18 protein-coding genes are annotated in these 19,061 nt (G+C 73.4%); 12 read left to right on the top strand and 6 right to left on the bottom strand.

Translation table 11 applies throughout. The features are described from left to right. Positions 1–57: 57 nt before the first annotated feature. Together ACFQQL_RS01360 and ACFQQL_RS01355 are read left to right on the top strand one after the other, a co-directional pair. Complete coding sequence (locus ACFQQL_RS01360; protein WP_382390487.1) at positions 58–1,326, top strand: MFS transporter; 1,269 nt, start codon at positions 58–60, stop codon at positions 1,324–1,326. Positions 1,327–1,447: 121 nt separating this feature from the next. Continuing rightward, positions 1,448–3,484 (top strand): HelD family protein, encoded by a 2,037-nt coding sequence (locus tag ACFQQL_RS01355; protein WP_382390485.1) that lies wholly within the window; start codon positions 1,448–1,450, stop codon positions 3,482–3,484. An 18-nt stretch (positions 3,485–3,502) separates the two neighbouring features. Here the strand turns inward: ACFQQL_RS01355 and ACFQQL_RS01350 are convergent, their stop codons facing one another. Both ACFQQL_RS01350 and ACFQQL_RS01345 read right to left on the bottom strand, forming a co-directional pair. Then, positions 3,503–4,432: a C40 family peptidase gene (locus ACFQQL_RS01350; protein ID WP_382390483.1), complete on the bottom strand. Its 930-nt coding sequence runs from the start codon at positions 4,430–4,432 to the stop codon at positions 3,503–3,505. Positions 4,433–4,664: 232 nt separating this feature from the next. Continuing rightward, a complete protein-coding gene (locus ACFQQL_RS01345; protein WP_382390481.1) occupies positions 4,665–6,074 on the bottom strand; it encodes an FAD-dependent oxidoreductase in 1,410 nt (469 codons plus the stop codon). Positions 6,075–6,170: 96 nt separating this feature from the next. Here ACFQQL_RS01345 and ACFQQL_RS01340 point away from each other — a divergent pair, with 96 nt between their 5' ends. From ACFQQL_RS01340 to ACFQQL_RS01325, 4 genes are all read left to right on the top strand, one after another. Further along, positions 6,171–6,545, top strand: a complete 375-nt coding sequence (locus tag ACFQQL_RS01340) for an ArsR/SmtB family transcription factor (protein WP_382390479.1) — start codon at positions 6,171–6,173, stop codon at positions 6,543–6,545. A gap of 99 nt (positions 6,546–6,644) precedes the next feature. Then, entirely contained in the window at positions 6,645–7,166 is a 522-nt protein-coding gene (locus ACFQQL_RS01335; protein WP_382390477.1) for a 2Fe-2S iron-sulfur cluster-binding protein, read from the top strand. After that, positions 7,163–8,152, top strand: a complete 990-nt coding sequence (locus ACFQQL_RS01330; protein WP_382390475.1) for an FAD binding domain-containing protein — start codon at positions 7,163–7,165, stop codon at positions 8,150–8,152. The genes ACFQQL_RS01335 and ACFQQL_RS01330 overlap by 4 nt, the downstream gene beginning before the upstream one ends. Then, entirely contained in the window at positions 8,149–10,224 is a 2,076-nt protein-coding gene (locus ACFQQL_RS01325) for a xanthine dehydrogenase family protein molybdopterin-binding subunit (protein WP_382390473.1), read from the top strand. Before ACFQQL_RS01330 ends, ACFQQL_RS01325 begins: the two co-directional genes overlap by 4 nt. Positions 10,225–10,234: 10 nt before the next feature. On the opposite strand, the gene ACFQQL_RS01320 is transcribed toward ACFQQL_RS01325, so the two are convergent. From ACFQQL_RS01320 to ACFQQL_RS01310, 3 genes are all read right to left on the bottom strand, one after another. Further along, entirely contained in the window at positions 10,235–10,627 is a 393-nt protein-coding gene (locus ACFQQL_RS01320; protein ID WP_382390471.1) for a hypothetical protein, read from the bottom strand. Between the two features lie 117 nt (positions 10,628–10,744). Next, positions 10,745–13,108, bottom strand: coding sequence for a LamG-like jellyroll fold domain-containing protein (locus ACFQQL_RS01315; RefSeq protein WP_382390469.1), 2,364 nt, complete (start codon positions 13,106–13,108; stop codon positions 10,745–10,747). A 126-nt stretch (positions 13,109–13,234) separates the two neighbouring features. After that, complete coding sequence (locus tag ACFQQL_RS01310) at positions 13,235–13,621, bottom strand: TFIIB-type zinc ribbon-containing protein (protein ID WP_382390467.1); 387 nt, start codon at positions 13,619–13,621, stop codon at positions 13,235–13,237. 193 nt (positions 13,622–13,814) lie between these two features. On the opposite strand from ACFQQL_RS01310, the gene ACFQQL_RS01305 reads away from it, so the two are divergent. The 4 genes from ACFQQL_RS01305 (at position 13,815) to ACFQQL_RS01290 (ending at position 16,618) form a co-directional block, all read left to right on the top strand. Next, a complete protein-coding gene (locus tag ACFQQL_RS01305; protein WP_382390465.1) occupies positions 13,815–14,234 on the top strand; it encodes a hypothetical protein in 420 nt (139 codons plus the stop codon). A gap of 24 nt (positions 14,235–14,258) precedes the next feature. Continuing rightward, positions 14,259–15,158 (top strand): sulfurtransferase, encoded by a 900-nt coding sequence (locus ACFQQL_RS01300; protein ID WP_382390463.1) that lies wholly within the window; start codon positions 14,259–14,261, stop codon positions 15,156–15,158. Next, positions 15,155–15,613, top strand: a complete 459-nt coding sequence (locus tag ACFQQL_RS01295) for a SufE family protein (protein WP_382390461.1) — start codon at positions 15,155–15,157, stop codon at positions 15,611–15,613. The genes ACFQQL_RS01300 and ACFQQL_RS01295 overlap by 4 nt, the downstream gene beginning before the upstream one ends. Before the next feature lie 72 nt (positions 15,614–15,685). After that, positions 15,686–16,618 (top strand): metallophosphoesterase, encoded by a 933-nt coding sequence (locus ACFQQL_RS01290; RefSeq protein ID WP_382390459.1) that lies wholly within the window; start codon positions 15,686–15,688, stop codon positions 16,616–16,618. Positions 16,619–16,634: 16 nt separating this feature from the next. Here the strand turns inward: ACFQQL_RS01290 and ACFQQL_RS01285 are convergent, their stop codons facing one another. Beyond that, entirely contained in the window at positions 16,635–17,468 is an 834-nt protein-coding gene (locus tag ACFQQL_RS01285) for a M23 family metallopeptidase (RefSeq protein WP_382390457.1), read from the bottom strand. Positions 17,469–17,723: 255 nt separating this feature from the next. Between ACFQQL_RS01285 and ACFQQL_RS01280 the strand changes: the two genes are divergently transcribed. Together ACFQQL_RS01280 and ACFQQL_RS01275 are read left to right on the top strand one after the other, a co-directional pair. After that, the gene (locus ACFQQL_RS01280) at positions 17,724–18,002 is read left to right on the top strand and encodes a DUF6343 family protein (protein ID WP_382390455.1); all 279 of its coding nucleotides are present in this window, start codon (positions 17,724–17,726) and stop codon (positions 18,000–18,002) included. A 60-nt stretch (positions 18,003–18,062) separates the two neighbouring features. Continuing rightward, a complete protein-coding gene (locus ACFQQL_RS01275; protein WP_382390453.1) occupies positions 18,063–19,061 on the top strand; it encodes a transglutaminase-like domain-containing protein in 999 nt (332 codons plus the stop codon).

Here is a 19,061-nt window from a genome sequence, read left to right as displayed (position 1 = left end):
ACGCGGGTAGCCTGGCTCGGTGGCTCTGATCGATGCCGCCTGCCGGCGCGGCGCGCCGTGACGGGCGCACGGACCTCGTCCGGCCACGATCCCAGCGGCGGGCGGCCGCGGCTCGGTGCGGTCCTGACGGGGCTGTGCGTCACCGAGATCTGCAGCTGGGGCGTGCTGTACTACGCCTTCCCGGTGCTGGCGCCGCGGATCAGCGCGGACACGGGCTGGACCACGGCGTCGATCACGGCGGCCTTCTCCGCGGCCCTGGTGGTCTGCGCCCTGCTCGGGGTGCCGGTCGGTCGGCTGCTGGACCGGCGCGGACCGCACGCCCTCATGACGGTCGGGTCCGTGCTGGCCACCGGCTCGGTCGTCCTCGTCGCGACCGCGCCGACCCTGCCGGTGTTCGTGCTCGGCTGGCTGCTCTCCGGCATCGCCATGTCCGGTGTGCTGTACCCGCCGGCGTTCGCGGCGCTCACCCGGTGGTACGGGCCGCGGCGCCTCACCGCGCTGACCGCGGTGACCCTCGTCGCCGGCCTGGCCAGCACCGTCTTCGCGCCGCTGACGGAGGCGCTTGCCGGTCTGATGACGTGGCGGGAGGTCTACCTCGTGCTCGCGGTCGTGCTGGCGGTGGTCACGATCCCCCTGCACGCTGTCCTGCTGCGACGTCCGTGGCCGTCGGACGGGCGCCGGGAGCACGCGGCCGACGGTGGCGACGCGACCTACGCCCGCGCGATCGTGCGCGGCCGCCCGTTCTTCTTCCTCGTGACCGGGATGACCTGCGGCGCGCTGGCGATGTTCGCCGCGCTCATCAATATCGTCCCGCTCCTCGGCGAGCGCGGCGTCTCCTCCTCGCTCGCGGCGTGGACGCTCGGGATCGGCGGCGTCGGACAGGTCGTGGGCCGTCTCTTCTACGCCCGCCTCGCGCGTGGCACCGGCGTGCGTGCCCGCACCCTCGCCGTGTTCGGTCTCATCGCCGTCACGACGCTCGCGTTCGCCGTCGTGCCGGGCCACGCCGCGTGGTTCCTCACCGTCTCCGTGCTCAGCGGCGTCGGCCGGGGGATCGCGACGCTGCTGCAGGCGACCGCGGTCACGGACCGGTGGGGTCCGCGCGCCTACGGCCGCATCTCGGGGGTGCTCGGCGCGCCGATGCTGGCGGCCAGCGCGCTGGCCCCCTGGGTCGGTGCCGGCCTGGCGGACGTGCTCGGCAGCTACACCGCCATGTACTACGTGCTCGCCGGCCTCGCCGTCCTCGCCGTGGTCCTGCTCGCCGCCAGCGTGCCGCCACAGCGGCCCGGGCGGCGCGGACTCGGGCTGCCCGCCGGTCGCTCCGGATAAAGGCCTGGCCACATGACCGGCAGCGCGGTAGGTTCTCGCTCTTGCCGGTGCCGGCGAGGAACGGGTGACCAGGGCCCCGCACCGTGCACGTCTAAGCCACTCGATCCACGGGAGCCTTGCCGTGTCCGAGCTCGAGCTGCAGGCCGAGAGCCGTCACCACGACCGCGTCCGGGACGTGCTCGGCGACATGCGCCGGGCGACCGTCCAGCGGCTCGGGATGTTCGAGGCCGACTACAACGAGGGAACGAAGAACCGCGGCAAGGGCGACGTCGGACCGGACCATCACCTCGGCTACTCGATGGCACGACGCGGTGTCGAGCGCCTCGAGCAGCTCGCCGACCGGGACGTGCCGATGTTCTTCGGCCGGCTCTGGTTCACCTCCGGATCGGACTACCACCTCGGCCGGATCCACGTCGCCGACGAGCGCGACCGGTCGCGCCCTCTCGTGGTGGACTGGCGCGCGCCACTGGCCGGGCGGTTCTACCGCGCATCGGTGCATGCACCGCTGGAGGTCACCCGGCGGCGACGCTTCGGGTTCCAGGGCTCGGTGCTGACCGGGTTCGAGGACGAGGACCTCTCGGCCGGCGAGGAAAGCGGCTCGGAGCTCCTCGCCGCCGAGATCGAACGGCCGCGCACCGGACCGATGCGGGACATCGTGGCCACGATCCAACCCGAGCAGGACGAGCTGATCCGACGCGACCTGGACACCACGGTCTGCGTCCAGGGAGCACCGGGGACCGGGAAGACGGCGGTGGGGCTCCATCGCGCCGCGTGGTTGCTCTACACCTACACGCAGCGGCTCGAGCGCAGCGGGATGCTCGTGGTGGGGCCGAACGAGAACTTCCTCAGGTACATCGCCGACGTCCTGCCCACGCTCGGCGAGATGGCCGTCTGGCAGGTGACGGTCGACCGCCTCACGGGCGCCGCCGACGCGCCCGGCCGAGATGCCCCGGAGGCCGCCCTCATCAAGCATGACGCGCGCATGGTCCAGGTCTGCGAGCGGGCTGTCTGGAGTCACCTCGGACACATCGACGAGCCGCTCGTGGCACCCTACGAAGGGATCCGCTGGACACTCGACGTCGAGGACATCACCCACGCCGTCGACCGGGCCCGAGCCGGGACCCGCACCTGGGAGGACGGCCGGAAGTCACTGCAGCGGGCCGTCCTGGACCGCCTGGCCCGCCAGCGTGAGACCCGCATCCGGCAGCCCGCGGACGGCCGGTGGGTGACCGCGATGAAGCGTCATCCGGTGGTCAAGCTGTTCTTCGACGCCGCGTGGCCGCGGCTGACCGCCAACCAGGTGCTGCGCAGGCTGGCCACGGACGCGGCGTTCCGGCGCGAGGTCTGCCGCGGGGTGCTCTCCGGCGACGAGTCCGAGCTGCTGCGGAGCATCAGGACGGGGGCCAAGGCCTCACCCGCCGATGTGCTCCTGCTCGACGAGGTGCAGGGGCACCTGACGTCCCTCGAGCCGGACAAGACGTACGGCCACATCGTGGTCGATGAGGCGCAGGATCTCTCGCCGATGCAGTGCCGCGCGATCGCGCGGCGCAGCGCCGCGGGGTCGCTCACGGTCCTCGGTGACCTGGCACAGGGCACCACGCCGTGGGCCGCCGAGGACTGGGGGAGCCAGATGCGCCACCTCGGTCACGAGGAGGCGGAGCACACGGACTTGACGATCGGCTACCGCGTCCCCGGCGCGATCATCGACGTGGCGAACCGCGTGCTGCCGCACCTGGGGGTGGCTGTGGCCCCCGCACGGTCCCTCCGGTCGGAGGGCTCCGTGGACGTCGTGCGGTGCGACGACGTCGTCACGGCGGCCGCCGACGCCGTCGAGGAGGCGCTCGCGGCGGAGGGGCTCGTCGGCGTCATCGCCCCCGCGGGCGTCCTCGGGGCCGTCCGGTCCGTCGTACCCGCGAACGAGCGTGTCGAGCTGGTGCCGTCGGGTCTCGCGAAGGGCCTGGAGTTCGACCACGTCGTGCTCGTCGAGCCCGCCGAGGTCGTGGCCGCCTTCGCCGACGGCGCGGAGGTGCCCGGCGCCGGGCTGCGCCACCTGTACGTGGCGCTCACCCGCGCGGTGTCCCGGCTGACGGTCGTCCACGCCAAGCCACTGCCGACCGAGATGACCGGCGCGGACCTGCCGAGTCCGACCAGGGCGTGAGCGCCGCCGGCTCCGCGGTCAGAGCACCCGGATGAACGTCGGGTCCGAGTGCCAGATCTCGCGCTCCGAGAGCGGGTTCTCGTAGTCCCACGCGGCGACGTAGTTGCCGTCGCCGGTGTAGATGCCCACGTGCCCCGGGTACCAGACGAGGTCGCCGGGCAGGGCCTCGCTCTCCGAGACCTCGGTCCCGGCGTAGGCCTGGTCGTCCGTGGTCCGCGGCAGCTCGACGCCGACCTGCGCGTACACGTACTGCGTGAAGCCCGAGCAGTCGAAGCCGCCCGGGGACTCGCCGCCGTAGACGTACGGCGTCCCGATGTGCTGGCGGGCGATCTCCAGCACGGAGGCGCGCGTGGCGTCGACGCTGTCCCCGCCGGCCGGCTCCTCGGACGGGGCAGAGCCCCCGGTGGAGGGCGCAGCGCCGGAACCGGCCGGGATCGCGAGCTGCTGCCCGACGAAGATGAGCGCCGAGGAGTCGAGGCCGTTCCGCTCGACGATCGCGTCGACCGTCGTGCCGTACTCGGAGGCGAGCGCCGAGACGGTGTCCCCGGAGGCGACGGTGTGGGTGGTGGTGCTGCCGGAGTCCCCGGACCCGGTCGGAGTCGCGTCGGAGTCGCCGGAGCCGGAGCTGCCGCCGTCCTCCTCGCCGCTCGGGATCGTCAGCTGATCGCCGACGTAGATGATCGCGGACGAGTCGAGCTCGTTCGCCTCGAGGATGGAGGACGTGCTCACGTCGTACTGCGAGGCGAGCTCGGAGACGGTGTCGCCCGAGGCGACGGTGTGCGTCGTGTCGGCCGAGGCGGTGGGCGCCGCGATCGTGATCGCGACGCCGGTCGTGGCGACGGCGAGGGTGCCGCGCCGCAGCACGGCCGCCTCGGACGAGGTGAGGCGGAAGTACGCCGGGACGGACTCGGTGCGGTGACGCGGGCGTGCGGACTGTCGGACGAGCATGGACTTCTCCTTGTGCCGACGAGGAGCACCAGGCGTCCTCGCCCCTGCCGATCTCCCCTCGAAGAGCGCTGTCGGTGGCAGGGCGCGACATCCGACTGCGCACTTCCCTGGAGGGCCCGGGAAGCCCGTCGACCGTAACGGATGTTACGAATGAGTCACAAGTGGCAGACGCGCGGCACGGGTCAGCCGTGATGGAAGTGGGTCGTGATATCGGCGCGATCGCGCCGAAGGGTCACAGCGGTTCGCCCGAGCGGCCGTGCTGCAGACCTGTCGGGATGCCGAGACGCACCGGTTCGGGCGCTGCGGGTCCGCAGCACCCGCCGTCGGAACCGGCGACGACGGGCTCCCCGTCGGCGTCGAGGTCGGGTGCCGCCGTCGAGCACACACCCGTCTCCGGCAGCTCGAGCTCCACCTGCCGGGCCGCGTCCGCGTCACCCGCGAGATGCGCCGCGATCGAGCGGACCTGCTCGTACCCGGTGGCCAGCAGGAAGGTGGGCGCGCGCCCGTAGGACTTCATCCCGACCACGAAGAAGCCGGGCTCGGGATGGGCGAGGACGTCCGCACCGTGTGCCGGCACAGTCCCGCAGGAGTGGTGCTCGGGATCGATGAGGGGCGCCAGCCTGCTCGGTGCCTCGACGCCGGGATCGAGGTCGAGGCGGAGCTCGCGGAGCATCCCCAGATCGGGTCGGAAGCCGGTCGCGCCCGCCACGGTGTCGACGGCCAGGGTGTGCAGCCCGTCGGGACCGTCCAGCACGACGGCGAGACCTCCGCCGTCGTCCGGCTCGAGGGCGTGGACCGTCACCGAGGTGAGCAGCTCGACGTCGCCGTTCTCCACGGCCTGCCGCAGCCGGGAACCGAGGGCGCCGCGGGCCGGCAGGCCGTCGGCGTCGCCCCCGCCGTAGGTCCGGGCCGGTGAGGCGCTCCGGATCGCCCAGGTGATGCGGGTGCCGGGCTCGGTCCGCGCGAGGTCGACCAGGTTCAGCAGGGTGTTCGTGGCGCTGTGCCCGGCGCCCACGACGAGCACGTGCCGGCCGGCGACCCGGGCGCGGTCACAGCCGAGGACGTCCGGCAGCGGTCCGAGCAGGTGCGGCGCGAGTGCCGGGTCGTCCTCGCCGGTCGCAGGTAGCCCCGCGACCCCGAGCGGGTTGGGGCGCGTCCAGGTCCCGGAGGCGTCGATGACCGCGCGGGCGTGGTGGTCCACCACCCGTCCGTCGACCGTGGTGCGCACCAGGAACGGGCGGTCCTCCCGTCCCCGGGAGTGGGTCTTGTCCAGGCCCGCGCGGCTGACCGCGACCACCCGGGCGTCGGTGACGATCCGGTCCCGCAGCTGCGGCGTCGCGGCGAGCGGCTCGAGGTACTCGGCGAGGATCTGCCCGCCCGTGGGAAGCCGGGTGGGCGCGGGTGCCCTCCATCCCGTCGGCTCGAGCAGCCGCCGTGCGGCTGGGTCCAGGTTGATCTGCCACGGGGAGAACAGCCGGATGTGCGCCCATTCCCGGACGGCGGCACCCACCCGGTCGCCGGCCTCCAGCACGAGCGGCTCCAGGCCGCGTTCCAGCAGGTGCGCGGCAGCGGCGAGCCCGACGGGCCCTGCACCGATGACGATGACGGGGAGCTGGTCGAGTGGGTGGTCGTGCGGTGCCACGAGGCCTCCTGGAAGAGCGGTGTATCGATGAACGTCGATACAAGCACAGTGGCCCACTGATCGACGATTGTCAATCGATGCGCCATACTCGGTGCCATGACACCGACACCGGCCGCCGTGCTCGACGGCAGCGAGGCCGCGACGCCGTCACCGTGCTGCATCCCGCTGTTCCGCAAGCCGCTCGACGACGCGGAGGCCGACCGGCTGGCCGCGGTGTTCAAAGCCGTCGCGGATCCGGCACGGCTGCGCCTGCTCTCACTCATCGCCGCGCACGAGGGCGCCGAGGCCTGCGTCTGCGACCTCACCGAGCCGCTCGACCTCTCCCAGCCGACCGTCTCCCACCACCTGAAGATCCTCGTGGACGCCGGTCTGCTGACCCGCGAGAAGCGCGGCCGCTGGGCGTACTACGCGGTGGTGGGCCCGGCGCTGGAGGAGCTGGGATCCGTGCTGGTCGCGAACCGGGCCCGGTAGCGCCCACGGCTCTCGACGCGCGGCGACGGCGGAGCGTCCCTAGGGTGTGAGACGACGTGCCGGGCGGACCGGGCCCGGCGGAGCCGGGACGGGGGCCGCATGGAGTCCGAGATCACCCTGACGGTCGACGGCGAGCCTCGCACGCTGACCGTCGACCACCGCACGACGCTGCTGGACGCGCTCCGTGACCACCTCGACGTCACCGCTCCGAAGAAGGGCTGCGACCACGGCCAGTGCGGCTCGTGCACCGTGCTGCAGGACGGTCGCCGCGTCACCACCTGCCTCTCCCTCGCTGTCGCCCAGGACGGCGCGGAGATCGTCACCGCGCACGGCCTGGGCGACCCGGAGCGCGGCCTGCACCCGATGCAGCAGGCCTTCGTCGACACGGACGCCTTCCAGTGCGGGTACTGCACCCCCGGCCAGATCTGCTCCGCGGTCGGGATGCTCGAGGAGATCCGCGCCGGCGCGCCGAGCGTCGTCACCGAGGACCTGACGGACGCACCCGAGCTCACCGATGCCGAGATCCGCGAGCGCCTCAGCGGAAACCTGTGCCGGTGCGGGGCGTACGTGAACATCGTCGCGGCCGTGCGGCAGGCCGCCGGGTCGGAGGGGCGCCCGTGAGACCGCTGCGCCACGTGCACGCCGCCGACGCCGCGACCGCCGTCGCCACCGTCGCGCAGAACCCCGGCGCCACCTTCCTCGCCGGCGGCACGAACCTCGTGGACCACCTCAAGCTGGGCGTACGCGAGCCGGACCTGCTCGTCGACGTCTCGCGCCTCCCGCTGGACACCGTCGAGGAGCAGGACGACGGCGGGCTCGTGGTGGGCACCAACGTCCGCAACGCCGACCTCGCCGCACACCCGACCGTCCGCCGGCGCTACCCGATGCTGTCCCGCGCGCTCCTGACGGGCGCCTCCCCCCAGCTGCGCAACCTCGCCACCACCGGCGGCAACCTGCTCCAGCGCACCCGGTGCGTCTACTTCCAGGACGTCACCACCCCGTGCAACAAGCGCGAGCCCGGCACCGGCTGCTCCGCCGTCGGCGGTCACACCCAGCAGCACGCGATCCTCGGCGCCTCGGAGGCCTGCATCGCCGTGCATCCCTCCGACATGGCCGTGGCGCTCGCCGCCCTCGACGCGGACGTCCGGCTGCTCGGACCGGAGGGCGAGAGCACCGTGCCCGTCACCGACCTGCACCGCCTGCCCGGGGACCACCCCGAGCAGGACACCGTCCTGCGGCGCGACCAGCTCATCACCGCCGTCCGCATCCCCGCACCGCCGATGGGCGCACGGTCCACGTACCGCAAGGTCCGCGAACGCAGCTCGTTCGCGTTCGCGCTCGTCTCGGTCGCCGCCGAGGTGGTGGTTCGCGACGGCCGGATCGACGGCGCGCGGGTCGCTCTCGGCGGCGTCGCCCACAAGCCGTGGCGGGCCCGGCGGGCCGAGCAGATCCTGCTCGGCGCACCGCCCACCGAGGAGACGTTCGTGGCCGCCGCCGACGCCGAGCTCGAGCAGGCCACGCCGGTGGCCGGGAACGAGTTCAAGGTGCCGATGGCCCGCGGGGCGCTGGTCGCGACGCTTCGCGAGCTGACCGAGGGGGCCGCGTGACGGAGACCTTCACCGCCCGCGCGGTCGGCACCTCCACCGCCCGGCTCGACGGCCCGGTCAAGGTGTCGGGCACCGCGCGCTACGCGTACGAGCAGTCCACGGACCGGCCCGCGCACCTGTACCCGGTGCTCGCCACGGTGGCCCGCGGCACCATCACCGCCATGCACACGCAGGACGCCGAGGCCCTCGACGGGGTCCTCGCGGTCCTCACCCCGTGGAACGCCCCCAGGCTCGCCGACACCACGAACCGGGACCTCACGGTGCTGCAGTCGCCCGAGGTCGACTTCCGCAACCAGATCGTCGGCGCCGTGATCGCGACCAGCCCGGAGGTCGCCCGCGAGGCCGCGTCGCTGGTCCGCGTCGAGTACGACGAGAAGGAGCACGACGCCGAGTTCCGCCCGGACCACCCCGAGCGTTACGCCCCGGAGGACGCCGACGCCGCCGCCGGTGACCTGGACGCCGCCCTCGCCGCAGCCGAGGTGGTGGTGGACCAGCGGTACTCCACGCCCGAGGAGCACAACAACCCGATGGAGCCGCACGCCACCGTTGCCGTGTGGGACCCGGACGGTCCGCTGCTGACCCTGCACAGCTCGACGCAGGGGACGCACGTGGTCCGCAAGAGCCTCGCCCCGGTGCTGGGCCTCGAGCCGGAGCAGATCCGCGTCATAGCGCCCTACGTGGGCGGCGGGTTCGGCGCGAAGGGCGCCCCGCACGCGCACGACGTGCTCGCAGCCCTCGCCGCCCGGGTCCTGCCTGGCCGGGCGGTGAAGTTCCCGGTGACGCGGCAGCAGTCGTTCGTGTTCGTCGGCCACCGGCCCGCGACCGCGCAGCGGGTGCGGCTCGCCGCCCGGTCCGACGGCACGCTGACCGCTGTCGCGCACGACTCGGTCTCCTCGTCCGCCCGGATCGGCGAGTACCTCGAGCAGGCGGCGAGCACGTCACGCACGATGTACGGCGCGTCCGTGCGGCACACCAGCCACCGGGTGGTGCCGCTCGACGTGCCGGTGCCCTTCTGGATGCGGGCGCCGGGCGAGGCCCCCGGCATGTTCGCGCTCGAGGTGGCCATGGACGAGCTGGCCGCCGCGACCGGCGTGGACCCGGTCGAGCTACGGGTGCGCAACGACCCGCCGCGTGACCCGGACACCGGCAACGCCTGGACCTCCAGGCGCCTCGTGGAGTGCCTCCGCGAGGGCGCGGACTGGTTCGGCTGGGAGGGGCGGGACCCGGCACCGGGCACCCGGCGGAACGGCGAGTGGATGGTCGGCACCGGCGTCGCGAGCGCGATGTACCCGCACAACCTCATGCCGGGCACCAAGGCCTCGGTCCGCTACGACGGCGAAGGCCGGTACACCGTCCGGGTCGGTGCGGCCGACATCGGGACCGGCGCCTGGACCACCCTCGCGCTCATCTCCGCGGACGCCCTCGAGGTGCCCGTCGAGCAGATCGCCATGGAGATCGGTGACTCGGCGCTCCCGCCGGCGAGCGTCGCCGGCGGCTCCTCCGGCACGAGCTCCTGGGGTGCGGCGATCGTCTCCGCGGCCCGGACCTTCCGCGACCAGCACGGACCGGACCCCGCACCAGGCACCGAGGTCACCGCCCCGGCGGCGGACCGGGACACGTTGGAGGGTCACACCGCGCACTCCTTCGGCGCGCACTTCGTCGAGGCGTGGGTCCAGCCCGAGACGGGCCAGGTCCGCGTGCCCCGGATGCGCAGCGTGTTCTCCATCGGTCGCGTCGTCAACCCACGCACCGTCCGCTCCCAGTTCCTCGGCGGCATGACCATGGGCCTGTCGATGGCGCTGCACGAGCACAGCGTGCGCGACCCGCGCTTCGGGCACGTCGTCACCCAGGATCTCGCCACCTACCACGTGCCGGTCAACGCCGACGTCGAGGACATGGACGCGCGCTGGCTGGACGAGGTCGACGACCGGGCCACCCCCATGGGGTCCCGCGGCGCCGGCGAGATCGGCATCGTCGGCGTGGCCGCCGCGGTGGTCAACGCCGTCCACCACGCCACCGGGAGGCGAGTCCGGGACCTGCCCGTGACGCCGGCTCGCCTGCTCGGCGCCTGAGCCCCGCCGGTCAGCCCCACTGCGGCGAGGAGGGGAGCTCGGCCCGTGCCGTGCGGGGCCGCAGCGTGGCGGGGGCCGGGAACGGCAGCCGGTAGATCGTGACCTCGACGTTGATGTCGCCGTAGTCCTCCGTCTGGACGGTCACGGCGTCGGTGCTCACGCTGGTGATGCGGACGTCACGGACGGCGCCGTCGTGCCCGTCGTCAGGGGGGAGCTCGAGCTCCCACGGCTCGGCCAGCCACCGCAGCCCGCGCTCCTCGAGGGTCTCCTCCGCGTCGAGCCAGTCCCGAGGGGTCGGGTCCTCGCGGCCGAGCAGGTCGATGACGACGAAGTCCTCGCCCTCGGGCCTGATCCACCCGAGGCGCTCGCCGTCCTCTCGTCGGTGCTCGATCCAGTCACGCACGGCGCCGACGCTACGTGCCTGATGGACCCCAGTCACGGCGATTTGCGCGCACCTCCCGAGCGTGACGTCTCCTGCCTCGACCGGCGCCGGTCCGGCGACGCGCCCGTCTCCTGAGCGTCACCGGGCCGCCAGCGCGGCGACCTCCTCGGCCGTGAGCGCGCCGGAGTGCACCTGCAGCTCGTCCACGGCGCCCTCGAACGGCGTGTCCCACCAGTTCACCCCGAGGCCGAAGGTGCCCTCCGCCGTCGTGAAGACGTCCGGGAAGCCGGTTCCCTCGTGCACCACCTCGCCGTCGACATACACCCGGACCTCGCCGTCGGCGACCGTCAGCGCCAGGTGCGACCACTCGCCGGACGGCAGCTGCAGTCCGGTGTCGCCGTCGTAGTACGGGTCGACGCCCGACCACACCATGGTGTTCCCGCCGACGCCGTCGTGCCCCACCGGCAGCAGGCTCACCCACGAGTTCTGGTCCCGGGCCCCGAAGAAGGTCGTCGTGTATGGCGTGAGCGCGTCCGGCCTGACCCACAGGGCTACGGAGTACGCGCCGGAGGAGATCAGCCCGTCGGGGAGCCGGACGCCGCTCGTGCCGTCGAGCAGCACGGCGTCGCCATGGACGCCGCTCGCGAACTCGAGGGCGCCCCCGTCGCCGTCGATCCGCTCACCGGTGACCGTGCCGGGACTCAGCCGCTCCGCGGCCTCCGCCAGGTCGCCGTCGAACGGGTAGTGCGCCACCAGGCCGGGCTCGGGCTCGGCGAGCACGGTGACGGTGAACGTGACCGGCACCGTGACGGTCCCCTTGGTGACCTCGGCGGTGAGGATCACGACGGCGTCGTCCGCTCCGGCGGGCGGGCGCGTGACCTCGCCGCTCGGGCTGATGACATCCGGTGCGCTGGAGGTCCAGCTGATGCTCGCGTCGTGGGTGCCGCGGGTGGGCAGGTCGAGGTCCGCGACGACGGCGTCGGTGTCGCCGAGGGTGAGGTCCTCGACGACGGCCTGGACCACCGCGTCGTCGGTCATCGGCTCGACCTGGCTGCCCCACAGGGACACGCCGGCCTCGGAGAGCACGCTGAAGGTGACCACCCAGTTCGAGGAGGTCGGGTTCCACTCCCGGGAGAACACCCCGTCGTACGTCTGGTCCCCGAGGGTGAGGCGGGCGCGGTTGTCGCCCATCCGTTGCCACCGGCCCTCCACCGCGCCGCTGACGGCGCCGTTCTGCGTCAGCGTCACGGTCTGCGCGCGGGTGACGTCGGCAGAGATCGCCTTCCCGTGGTTGATGAAGCGGTAGTCGCCCGCGAGGTCGCGACGCTGGATCCGCTCGTGCGCCGCGCCCGCGTACCGGTACGGCGCGACCACGGGCCACCCGCGGTCGTTGAGGTACGTCTCGTGCACACGGATCTCGTGCCGGTCTCCCTGACCCGGGAACCGGGTGTGGAAGATGAGGAACGTGCGGCCCGTGTCCGGGTCCCGGTAGGTCGTGTTGTGGCCCGGCGAGACGTAGCCGACACCCGGGCCGGTTCCCGGGTCGCCCACCTCGCGCTGGAAGAGGTGGTTGCCCATGAGCTTGGTGCCGAACGGCTCGATGGAGGCGTCGTCGAAGATCGGCTCGTCGGGGTCGGCACGGACCTCGCGCATGTCGTTGCCCTCGGCGTCGTAGTACGGACCCGCCGGATGGGTCGCCCGCGCGACGCGCATGTTGTAGCCGCCGTCCACGGCGAGACCGCCGAAGGACAGGTACAGGTAGTAGTAGCCGGTGCCGGGGTCGTACTGGATGGTGGGGCCTTCGATGCGGGCGTGGTTGCCGCCGGTCAGCCGCGTGCCGTAGCCCTGGCCGGGCTCGGGCAGGCCGGTCTCCTCGTCCATCTCGAGGATGAAGACGCCGCCCGAGTAGGAGCCGTAGACCATCCAGAGGTTCCCGTCGGCGTCGAAGAACGTGTCGGGGTCCACGACGTTGGGATGCACCCGGGCGTCGTACGGGGTGCCGTCGTCGCTCGGACCCTCACCCTCCCGGTGGCCCGAGCGCAGGATGATCCCGAGGTCCTCGTAGGGGCCGTCCACGTCGTCGGCCACCGCGACGCCCATCGCCGAGCGGGGCGAGTCGCCACGGCAGGCGTTGTAGTACATGTAGTAGCGGCCGTCCTCGAGCCGGGCCACGTCCGCCGCCCACAGCGTGTCCGCCTCCGCCCACTCGAACGTCTCGGCGAGCTCGGTCGTCACGTCCTCGAACAGCGGGTTGTCCGGCGTGACCAGGTCCGCCATGAGCTCCCAGCGCATGAGGTCCTCGGTGCGTGCCGCGGCGAGGTGGGAGCCGAAGACCCACAGCTCGTCGCCAGAGGTCACCAGGGACGGGTCGTGGACCGAGGCGTCGGCGAACTCCGGCGGGGCGGCAGCGCGCGACGGCGCGGCGGTCGCGGACGGGGCGCTCAGACCGCCTACCGCGACCGCTGCGGCGGCGAAGACCCCGATCGTGCGGGCGCGGGACATGCACGGACTCCTTCGATTCGTCGTCGAACGAGGGAGGGGTCTCGTGGCACAACAGCGACGCGCCACAGGGTATATCGATGTAGAGCGGGACGAGAGCGGTTTCCGCTCTGCGGGACGCCCGCGAGGTCAGAAGTCGAAGAGGTCGCCCAGGAACGACTCCTTGCGGCGCCGACGGCGGTACCGCGGGTCGCCGTAGTAGCCGTACTCGTCGGGGGAGTCGGCGGACCCGAATCCGAAGCGCCGGCGGGGCGGGTAGGCGGTCTCCGGCGGGTAGACCGACGGCGGGGCCATCGGTTCCGGGGCGGGCCGGCGCGGTGCCGCGGGCGGCGGCTGCTGCGCGGCCGGGTCCGGCGGCGGTGCCTGGGCCGGCCCGTACTCGTCGAGGCTGCGGTCGATGATCTTGTCCAGCTCGCCGCGGTCGAGCCACACGCCTCGGCACGTGGGGCAGTAGTCGACCTCGATCCCCTTGCGCTCGGACATCACGAGGGCGGTCTGGTCGTTGGGGCACTGCATCGGGGCTCCTTCGTGGGCTGTGGGTGGAACGCACGGTACGGCGTGGAGGTTCCGGCCCGATCGCCTCAACGGTAACGCGGCGCCCCGGTGGACCCGCCGCGCCGCCTCCCAGGATGTGACCCGTCGCACGGCTGCGCGCATCGGTTCCGCCCGGTGCCCCACAATGGTGATGACGAGACCCGAGGAGGTTCCCGTGCGTCGTACGAACGACACCCGCCCGACCCGCGCCGGCCGGTTCGCCGTCGCGGCCGCGTCCGCCGCCCTGCTGCTCGCCGGCTGCTCAGCCGGAGACGTGGGTGAGCAGCTGGGCCAGGCCGTCGACGAGGCGAACTCCGCCGTCGAGGACGCCCGCGACCAGCTCTCCGGTGAGTCCCCCGAGGCGCGGGCGCTCGCCCAACGCGCCATCGGCACCGCCACCGACGCGATCGCGGCCGCCCGCGAGGCCGCCACGTCCGACGCCGCGGACGCGGAGGTGCAGCGCGCCCGCACGGCCCTGGCGGACGCTCGGGACCAGCTCTCCGCCGCGACCGACGCCGTCGACGGCCCGGCGCGCGACACCCTCGAGGCGCTTGCCGACGAGGTCCAGAACCTGGCCGACCAGCTCGGCGCCTGACCACCCACGACCCTCGGAGGCGTCATGGCACTGCCGCAGGACGACAACCCCAAGTTCGCCGCATACGCCCACCCGGAGCGGCTGGTCAGCACCATGTGGCTGGCCGAGCACCTCGGAGAGCCGGGTCTCGCCGTCGTCGAGTCCGACGAGGACGTGCTGCTCTATGAGACCGGACACATCCCGGGTGCGGTGAAGGTGGACTGGCACACCGAGCTCAACGACCCGGTCTCCCGCGACTACGTCGACGGTGAGGGCTTCGCGCGGCTCATGTCCGCGAAGGGCATCACGCGCGAGTCCACCGTGGTCATCTACGGCGACAAGAACAACTGGTGGGCGGCCTACGCGATGTGGGTCTTCACCTTGTTCGGGCACCCCGACGTGCGGCTCCTCGACGGCGGCCGGGCCGCCTGGCAGGCCGAGGGCCGGGAGATGACCACCGACGTGCCGGCACCCGCGGGGGCCGACTACCCGGTGGTGGAGCGGGACGACACCCACGTGCGGGCGTACAAGGACGAGGTCCTCGCCTTCCTCGGCGGCCAGCTCGTCGACGTCCGCTCGCCGCAGGAGTACACCGGCGAACGCACCCACATGCCGGACTACCCGCAGGAGGCGAGCCTGCGCGGCGGGCACATCCCCGGTGCGCGCTCCGTCCCGTGGGCGAAGGCCGCGAACGAGGACGGCACGTTCAAGGACCGGGAGGCGCTGGAGGCGATCTACCTCCGGGAGCAGGGGCTGCGGCCGTCCGAGCCGGTCATCGCCTACTGCCGCATCGGTGAGCGCTCGAGCCACACCTGGTTCGTGCTGCAGCACCTGCTGGGCTTCGCGGACGTCAAGAACTACGACGGCTCGTGGACCGAGTGGGGCAATGCGGTGCGCGTGCCGATCGCCGTCGGGGAGGAGCCGGGGGAGGTCCGCGGCCGATGACCGCCGACGCGACGACGGCCCTGCCGGACGGCTTCGCCGCGATCGTCGAGGACTTCAACGCGGTGCCCGAGCCGGAGCGGCTGCAGATGCTGCTCGACTTCAGCCGGAGCCTGCCGGCGCTGCCCGAGCGGTACGCCGACCACCCGGAGCTGCTGGAGCCGGTGCCGGAGTGCCAGTCGCCGATCTTCGTGATCGCCGAGGTCGAGGGCAGCGGCGACGACGCCCAGGTCCGCCTGTTCTTCTCCGCGCCTGAGGAGGCGCCCACCACCCGCGGGTTCGCCGGCATCCTCCACGAAGGGCTGGACGGGCTGAGCGCGGCGGACGTGCTGACGGTGCCCGCCGACGTCTCCGAGCAGCTGGGTCTCTCCCGCGCGGTCAGCCCGCTGCGGCTGCGGGGCATGGCCGGGATGCTCGGCCGGATCCAGCGGCAGGTGCGGGAGAAGTCCGCCGGCTGAGCCGGGCACACCGCGTGGCTCCGGCAGTGCTGGTTCACGGGGGCGTCACACGCATCTGGTAGATACGACGGTGTGACATCCGAGACCGTGGCGGGACCGACCGGCGAGGTGGCCGACGTCGTCCGCATCCTGCACCTGTCCGACACCCACTTCCTGGCCGAGGGGCGGCACAACGGCGTCGACACCCTCGCCGCGACCGAGCGGGTGCTGGCAGCCTGCTCCGAGCTGGAGCCGCCGGACGTCGTCGTGGTCTCGGGCGACGTGTCCGAGGACGGCACCCCGGAGTCCTACGAGCTGGCGCGTTCGGTGATCGGCTCCTGGGCGCACGGCGTCGGCGCACCGGCGATCTTCGCGGTCGGCAACCACGACCGGCGCGCTCCCTTCCGTGCGGTCCTGGGCGACGGGCACCTCGCCAGCTTCTCGGACATCCACGGTGACGCCGAGGAGGTGCGCCACGGCCCCCGCACGGATGCACCGGTGGACGGCGTCTCGATCCACGACGGCCTGCGCGTGGTCACCCTCGACACCTCGGTGCCCGGCGCCGGGCGCGGGGAGCTCGCACCCGCCTCGCTCGCCTGGCTGCGTGAGGTCCTGGCGGAGCCCGCCCCGCGCGGCACCGTGATCGTGCTCCACCACCCGCCGCTGCACCCGGCCACCCGGTTGCACGAGGCGATCCGGCTGCGCCGTCCCGAGGCCCTGGTCGAGGCCGTGACCGGCACGGACGTGCGGGTCATGCTCGCCGGGCACTACCACCACGCGATGACCGGCGTGCTGTCCGGCATCCCGGTCGTCGTCACGCCGGGCGTGACCAACCGGACCGAGACGCTGGTGCGCTACGGCACCGAGCGTGCGGTCCGCGGGAGCGCCGCGACGCTGGTCGAGCTCGGCCCGGGTGCGAACCTCACGGTGACCCCGCAGGTGGTGACCCACCTGCAGGACGGTGAGCCGGTCCTCTACTTCGACGAGGCCGCGGTCGAGGCGCTCATCCTGGACCAGCCGGCCTGAGAGGGTCCGGACGTGCTCAGAGCTCGCCGACGTCCACGGCCTCCATGGCCTCCAGCCACGGGAGCGGGTCGACGGTCTCGCCGTTCTGGTGGATCTCGAAGTGCAGGTGCGGTCCCGTGGAGTAGCCGTTGTTGCCGACCCCCGCGATGATGTCGCCCGCGTCGACCGCCTGACCCGTCTGGACGTAGACGTCCTCGGGGTACATGTGCACGTACCAGCTCTCCACGAGCGCGCCGTCGATCTCGTGCTCGATGATCACGAGCATGCTGGAGCGGCCCTCGATGCCCTCGCCGGCGTGGGTGACGACGCCGTCCGCGATGGCGTGGATCGGCGTGCCGATCGGCGCGGAGTAGTCGGTGCCGGTGTGCATGCCGGAGCCGCCTCCGAGGGGGTGCTGCCGGTAGCCGTAGCCGGAGGTGTTGCGGTACGTGCCGGCGGCGAGGGGCATGATCACCTCGGGCTCGTCGACCATGGCGGCGACGGTGCCGTCGGCGCCCGCGCTCGACTCCTCCGGCAGTGCCTGCCGGGCGCTGGCCCGGGAGGCGGCGCGCACCTCCGCGAGGCGGCTGGACAGCGGTGAGGCGGCGAGGGTCTCCGGCGTCCGGGCGGTGGCCGCCGCCTCGTCGAGGACGTCCAGCGCGCTCGGCTCCGTCCGGATCCGGGTCTCGGGCTGCGGCGCCTCCGCCTCGGCCCGTGGCGCCTCCGCCTCGGCGTCCGCGCTGATGAGCGCGGTGCCGGCGGTCATGAAGCCGAGGGAGAGGAGGACCCCGGCCTTCGCGAGCAGGGCGCGACGGGTCGCCGCAGGGGCGCCCGGTCGTCGGGGCGCCTGCGTCTCGCGGCTACCGGCCATGGGCCTGTCCTCCAGGTCGAGCCCGGCCACGAGGAGGGAGGGTCGCTCGCGGGGTCCGGGCAGGAAGCGTCGCGGCACAGTACGCAGGCGCAGCCGCGGATTTCCATGATGTGGGCCACGACGTGAACGGATTCACAGACCGCGACGACGGCGATTCCACGCGGTCTGCGGTCCGCGCCGGGCGTCGTCGAGAGCGGCGAGACGGCGCGCCGGCCTCGCCGTGCGCCCACCCGGCCGGCTCACTAGCGTGCCCGTATGGACGGCTCGGACGAGCGCGAGCGGTACCGCCGCGGGCTGCCGGACCACCACGACCCGACGTCGGGCATCGGTGGCGCGCCGCGGGCACGCAGCGCGCTCAGCCTCCGCCTGATCCTCGCGGACGTCGGCCTGGTCGCGGGGATCCTGCTCGCGGTGTGGGCCTGGCGCATCGGCGCGCCGTGGCCGTTGGTGGTCCTGCCTGCGCTGCTGGCGGTGACCGCGCTGGTCGACCTCGTGGTGGTCATCCGCCGCAAGCGCCGCGGCGAACCCGGCTGAGCGGCGACAGCGTGCGGCAAACTGCTTGCGCGGAGCCGCGCCGTGCGGTGCGATGAAGACATGGACAAGCCCGCCGGCACCGTAGCCGGCACAGTTGCCGGCCCACCCGGCCTCGCCGAATACGCCACGCAGTCGCCCTACTCGGACCCGGGCGCGCACAGCGCTGCCGTCGCCGCGGTCGAACCCGACCCGGCGAGCCTGCACCGGGCGGCCTGCTCGGCGGTCGTGCACTACCGGGCCGGCTCACCCACGCTGACCGACGAGCAGCAGCACGACATCGACCGCCGCTGGCTCTCCGCCGTCCTGGACGCCGCCGCCGAGCGGCAGGCCGGACCGCTGGAGATGCCGCGCGACCTGCCGCGGCAGGTCGCCGGGTGCTGCCGCGACCACACGCTGCTCGCGGTCTCGGTGCTCCGTGCCCACGCGATCCCCGCCCGCTCCCGGATCGGGTTCGCCGGCTACTTCGAGCCGGCCTTCCATGGCGACCATGTCGTCGTCGAACGATGGGACGCCGATTCCGGCCGCTGGGTGCGGTCCGACCCGGAGCTCGACCCGGCCGACTTCGACTTCGACGTCCACGACATGCCCACCGGGCCGGGCGCCCCGTTCGAGACGGCCGCCGAGGTGTGGCGGGCCATCCGGTCGGGAGACGCCGACCCGACCACCTACGGCGTCAGCGGGACCGAGCTCATCGGCAAGGACCTCGTACGCGACTACGTGATGCTCGAGCTCGCCCACCGGCAACGCGACGAGCTGCTGCTGTGGGACCTGTGGGGGCCGCGGCTGATCTGGGCCGGCGGTGAGGTCACGGCACGCGCCGTCGCCGCGGGTGTCCCCGGCGCCGACATGGAGCCCGAGGCCTTCGACGCTCTCGCGGACGAGCTCGCCGCCCTGCTGGTGGCGGCCGACGCGGGCGACGTCGGCGCCGTGGCGGAGCTGGCCGCGCGCTACAGGTCCGATCCTCGGCTGCGGCCGGGCGAGCGGGTGGTCACCCTCTCGCCGTCGGGCAGGGCCGGGGTCACGGACCTGCGGGACCGGACGACGGCGTGGGAACGCTGA

This window comes from Georgenia alba, from assembly GCF_042665525.1.
In the GTDB taxonomy this organism is placed as follows: Bacteria; Actinomycetota; Actinomycetes; order Actinomycetales; family Actinomycetaceae; genus Allobogoriella; species Allobogoriella alba.
This window is presented reverse-complemented; position numbering and strand designations above follow the sequence as displayed.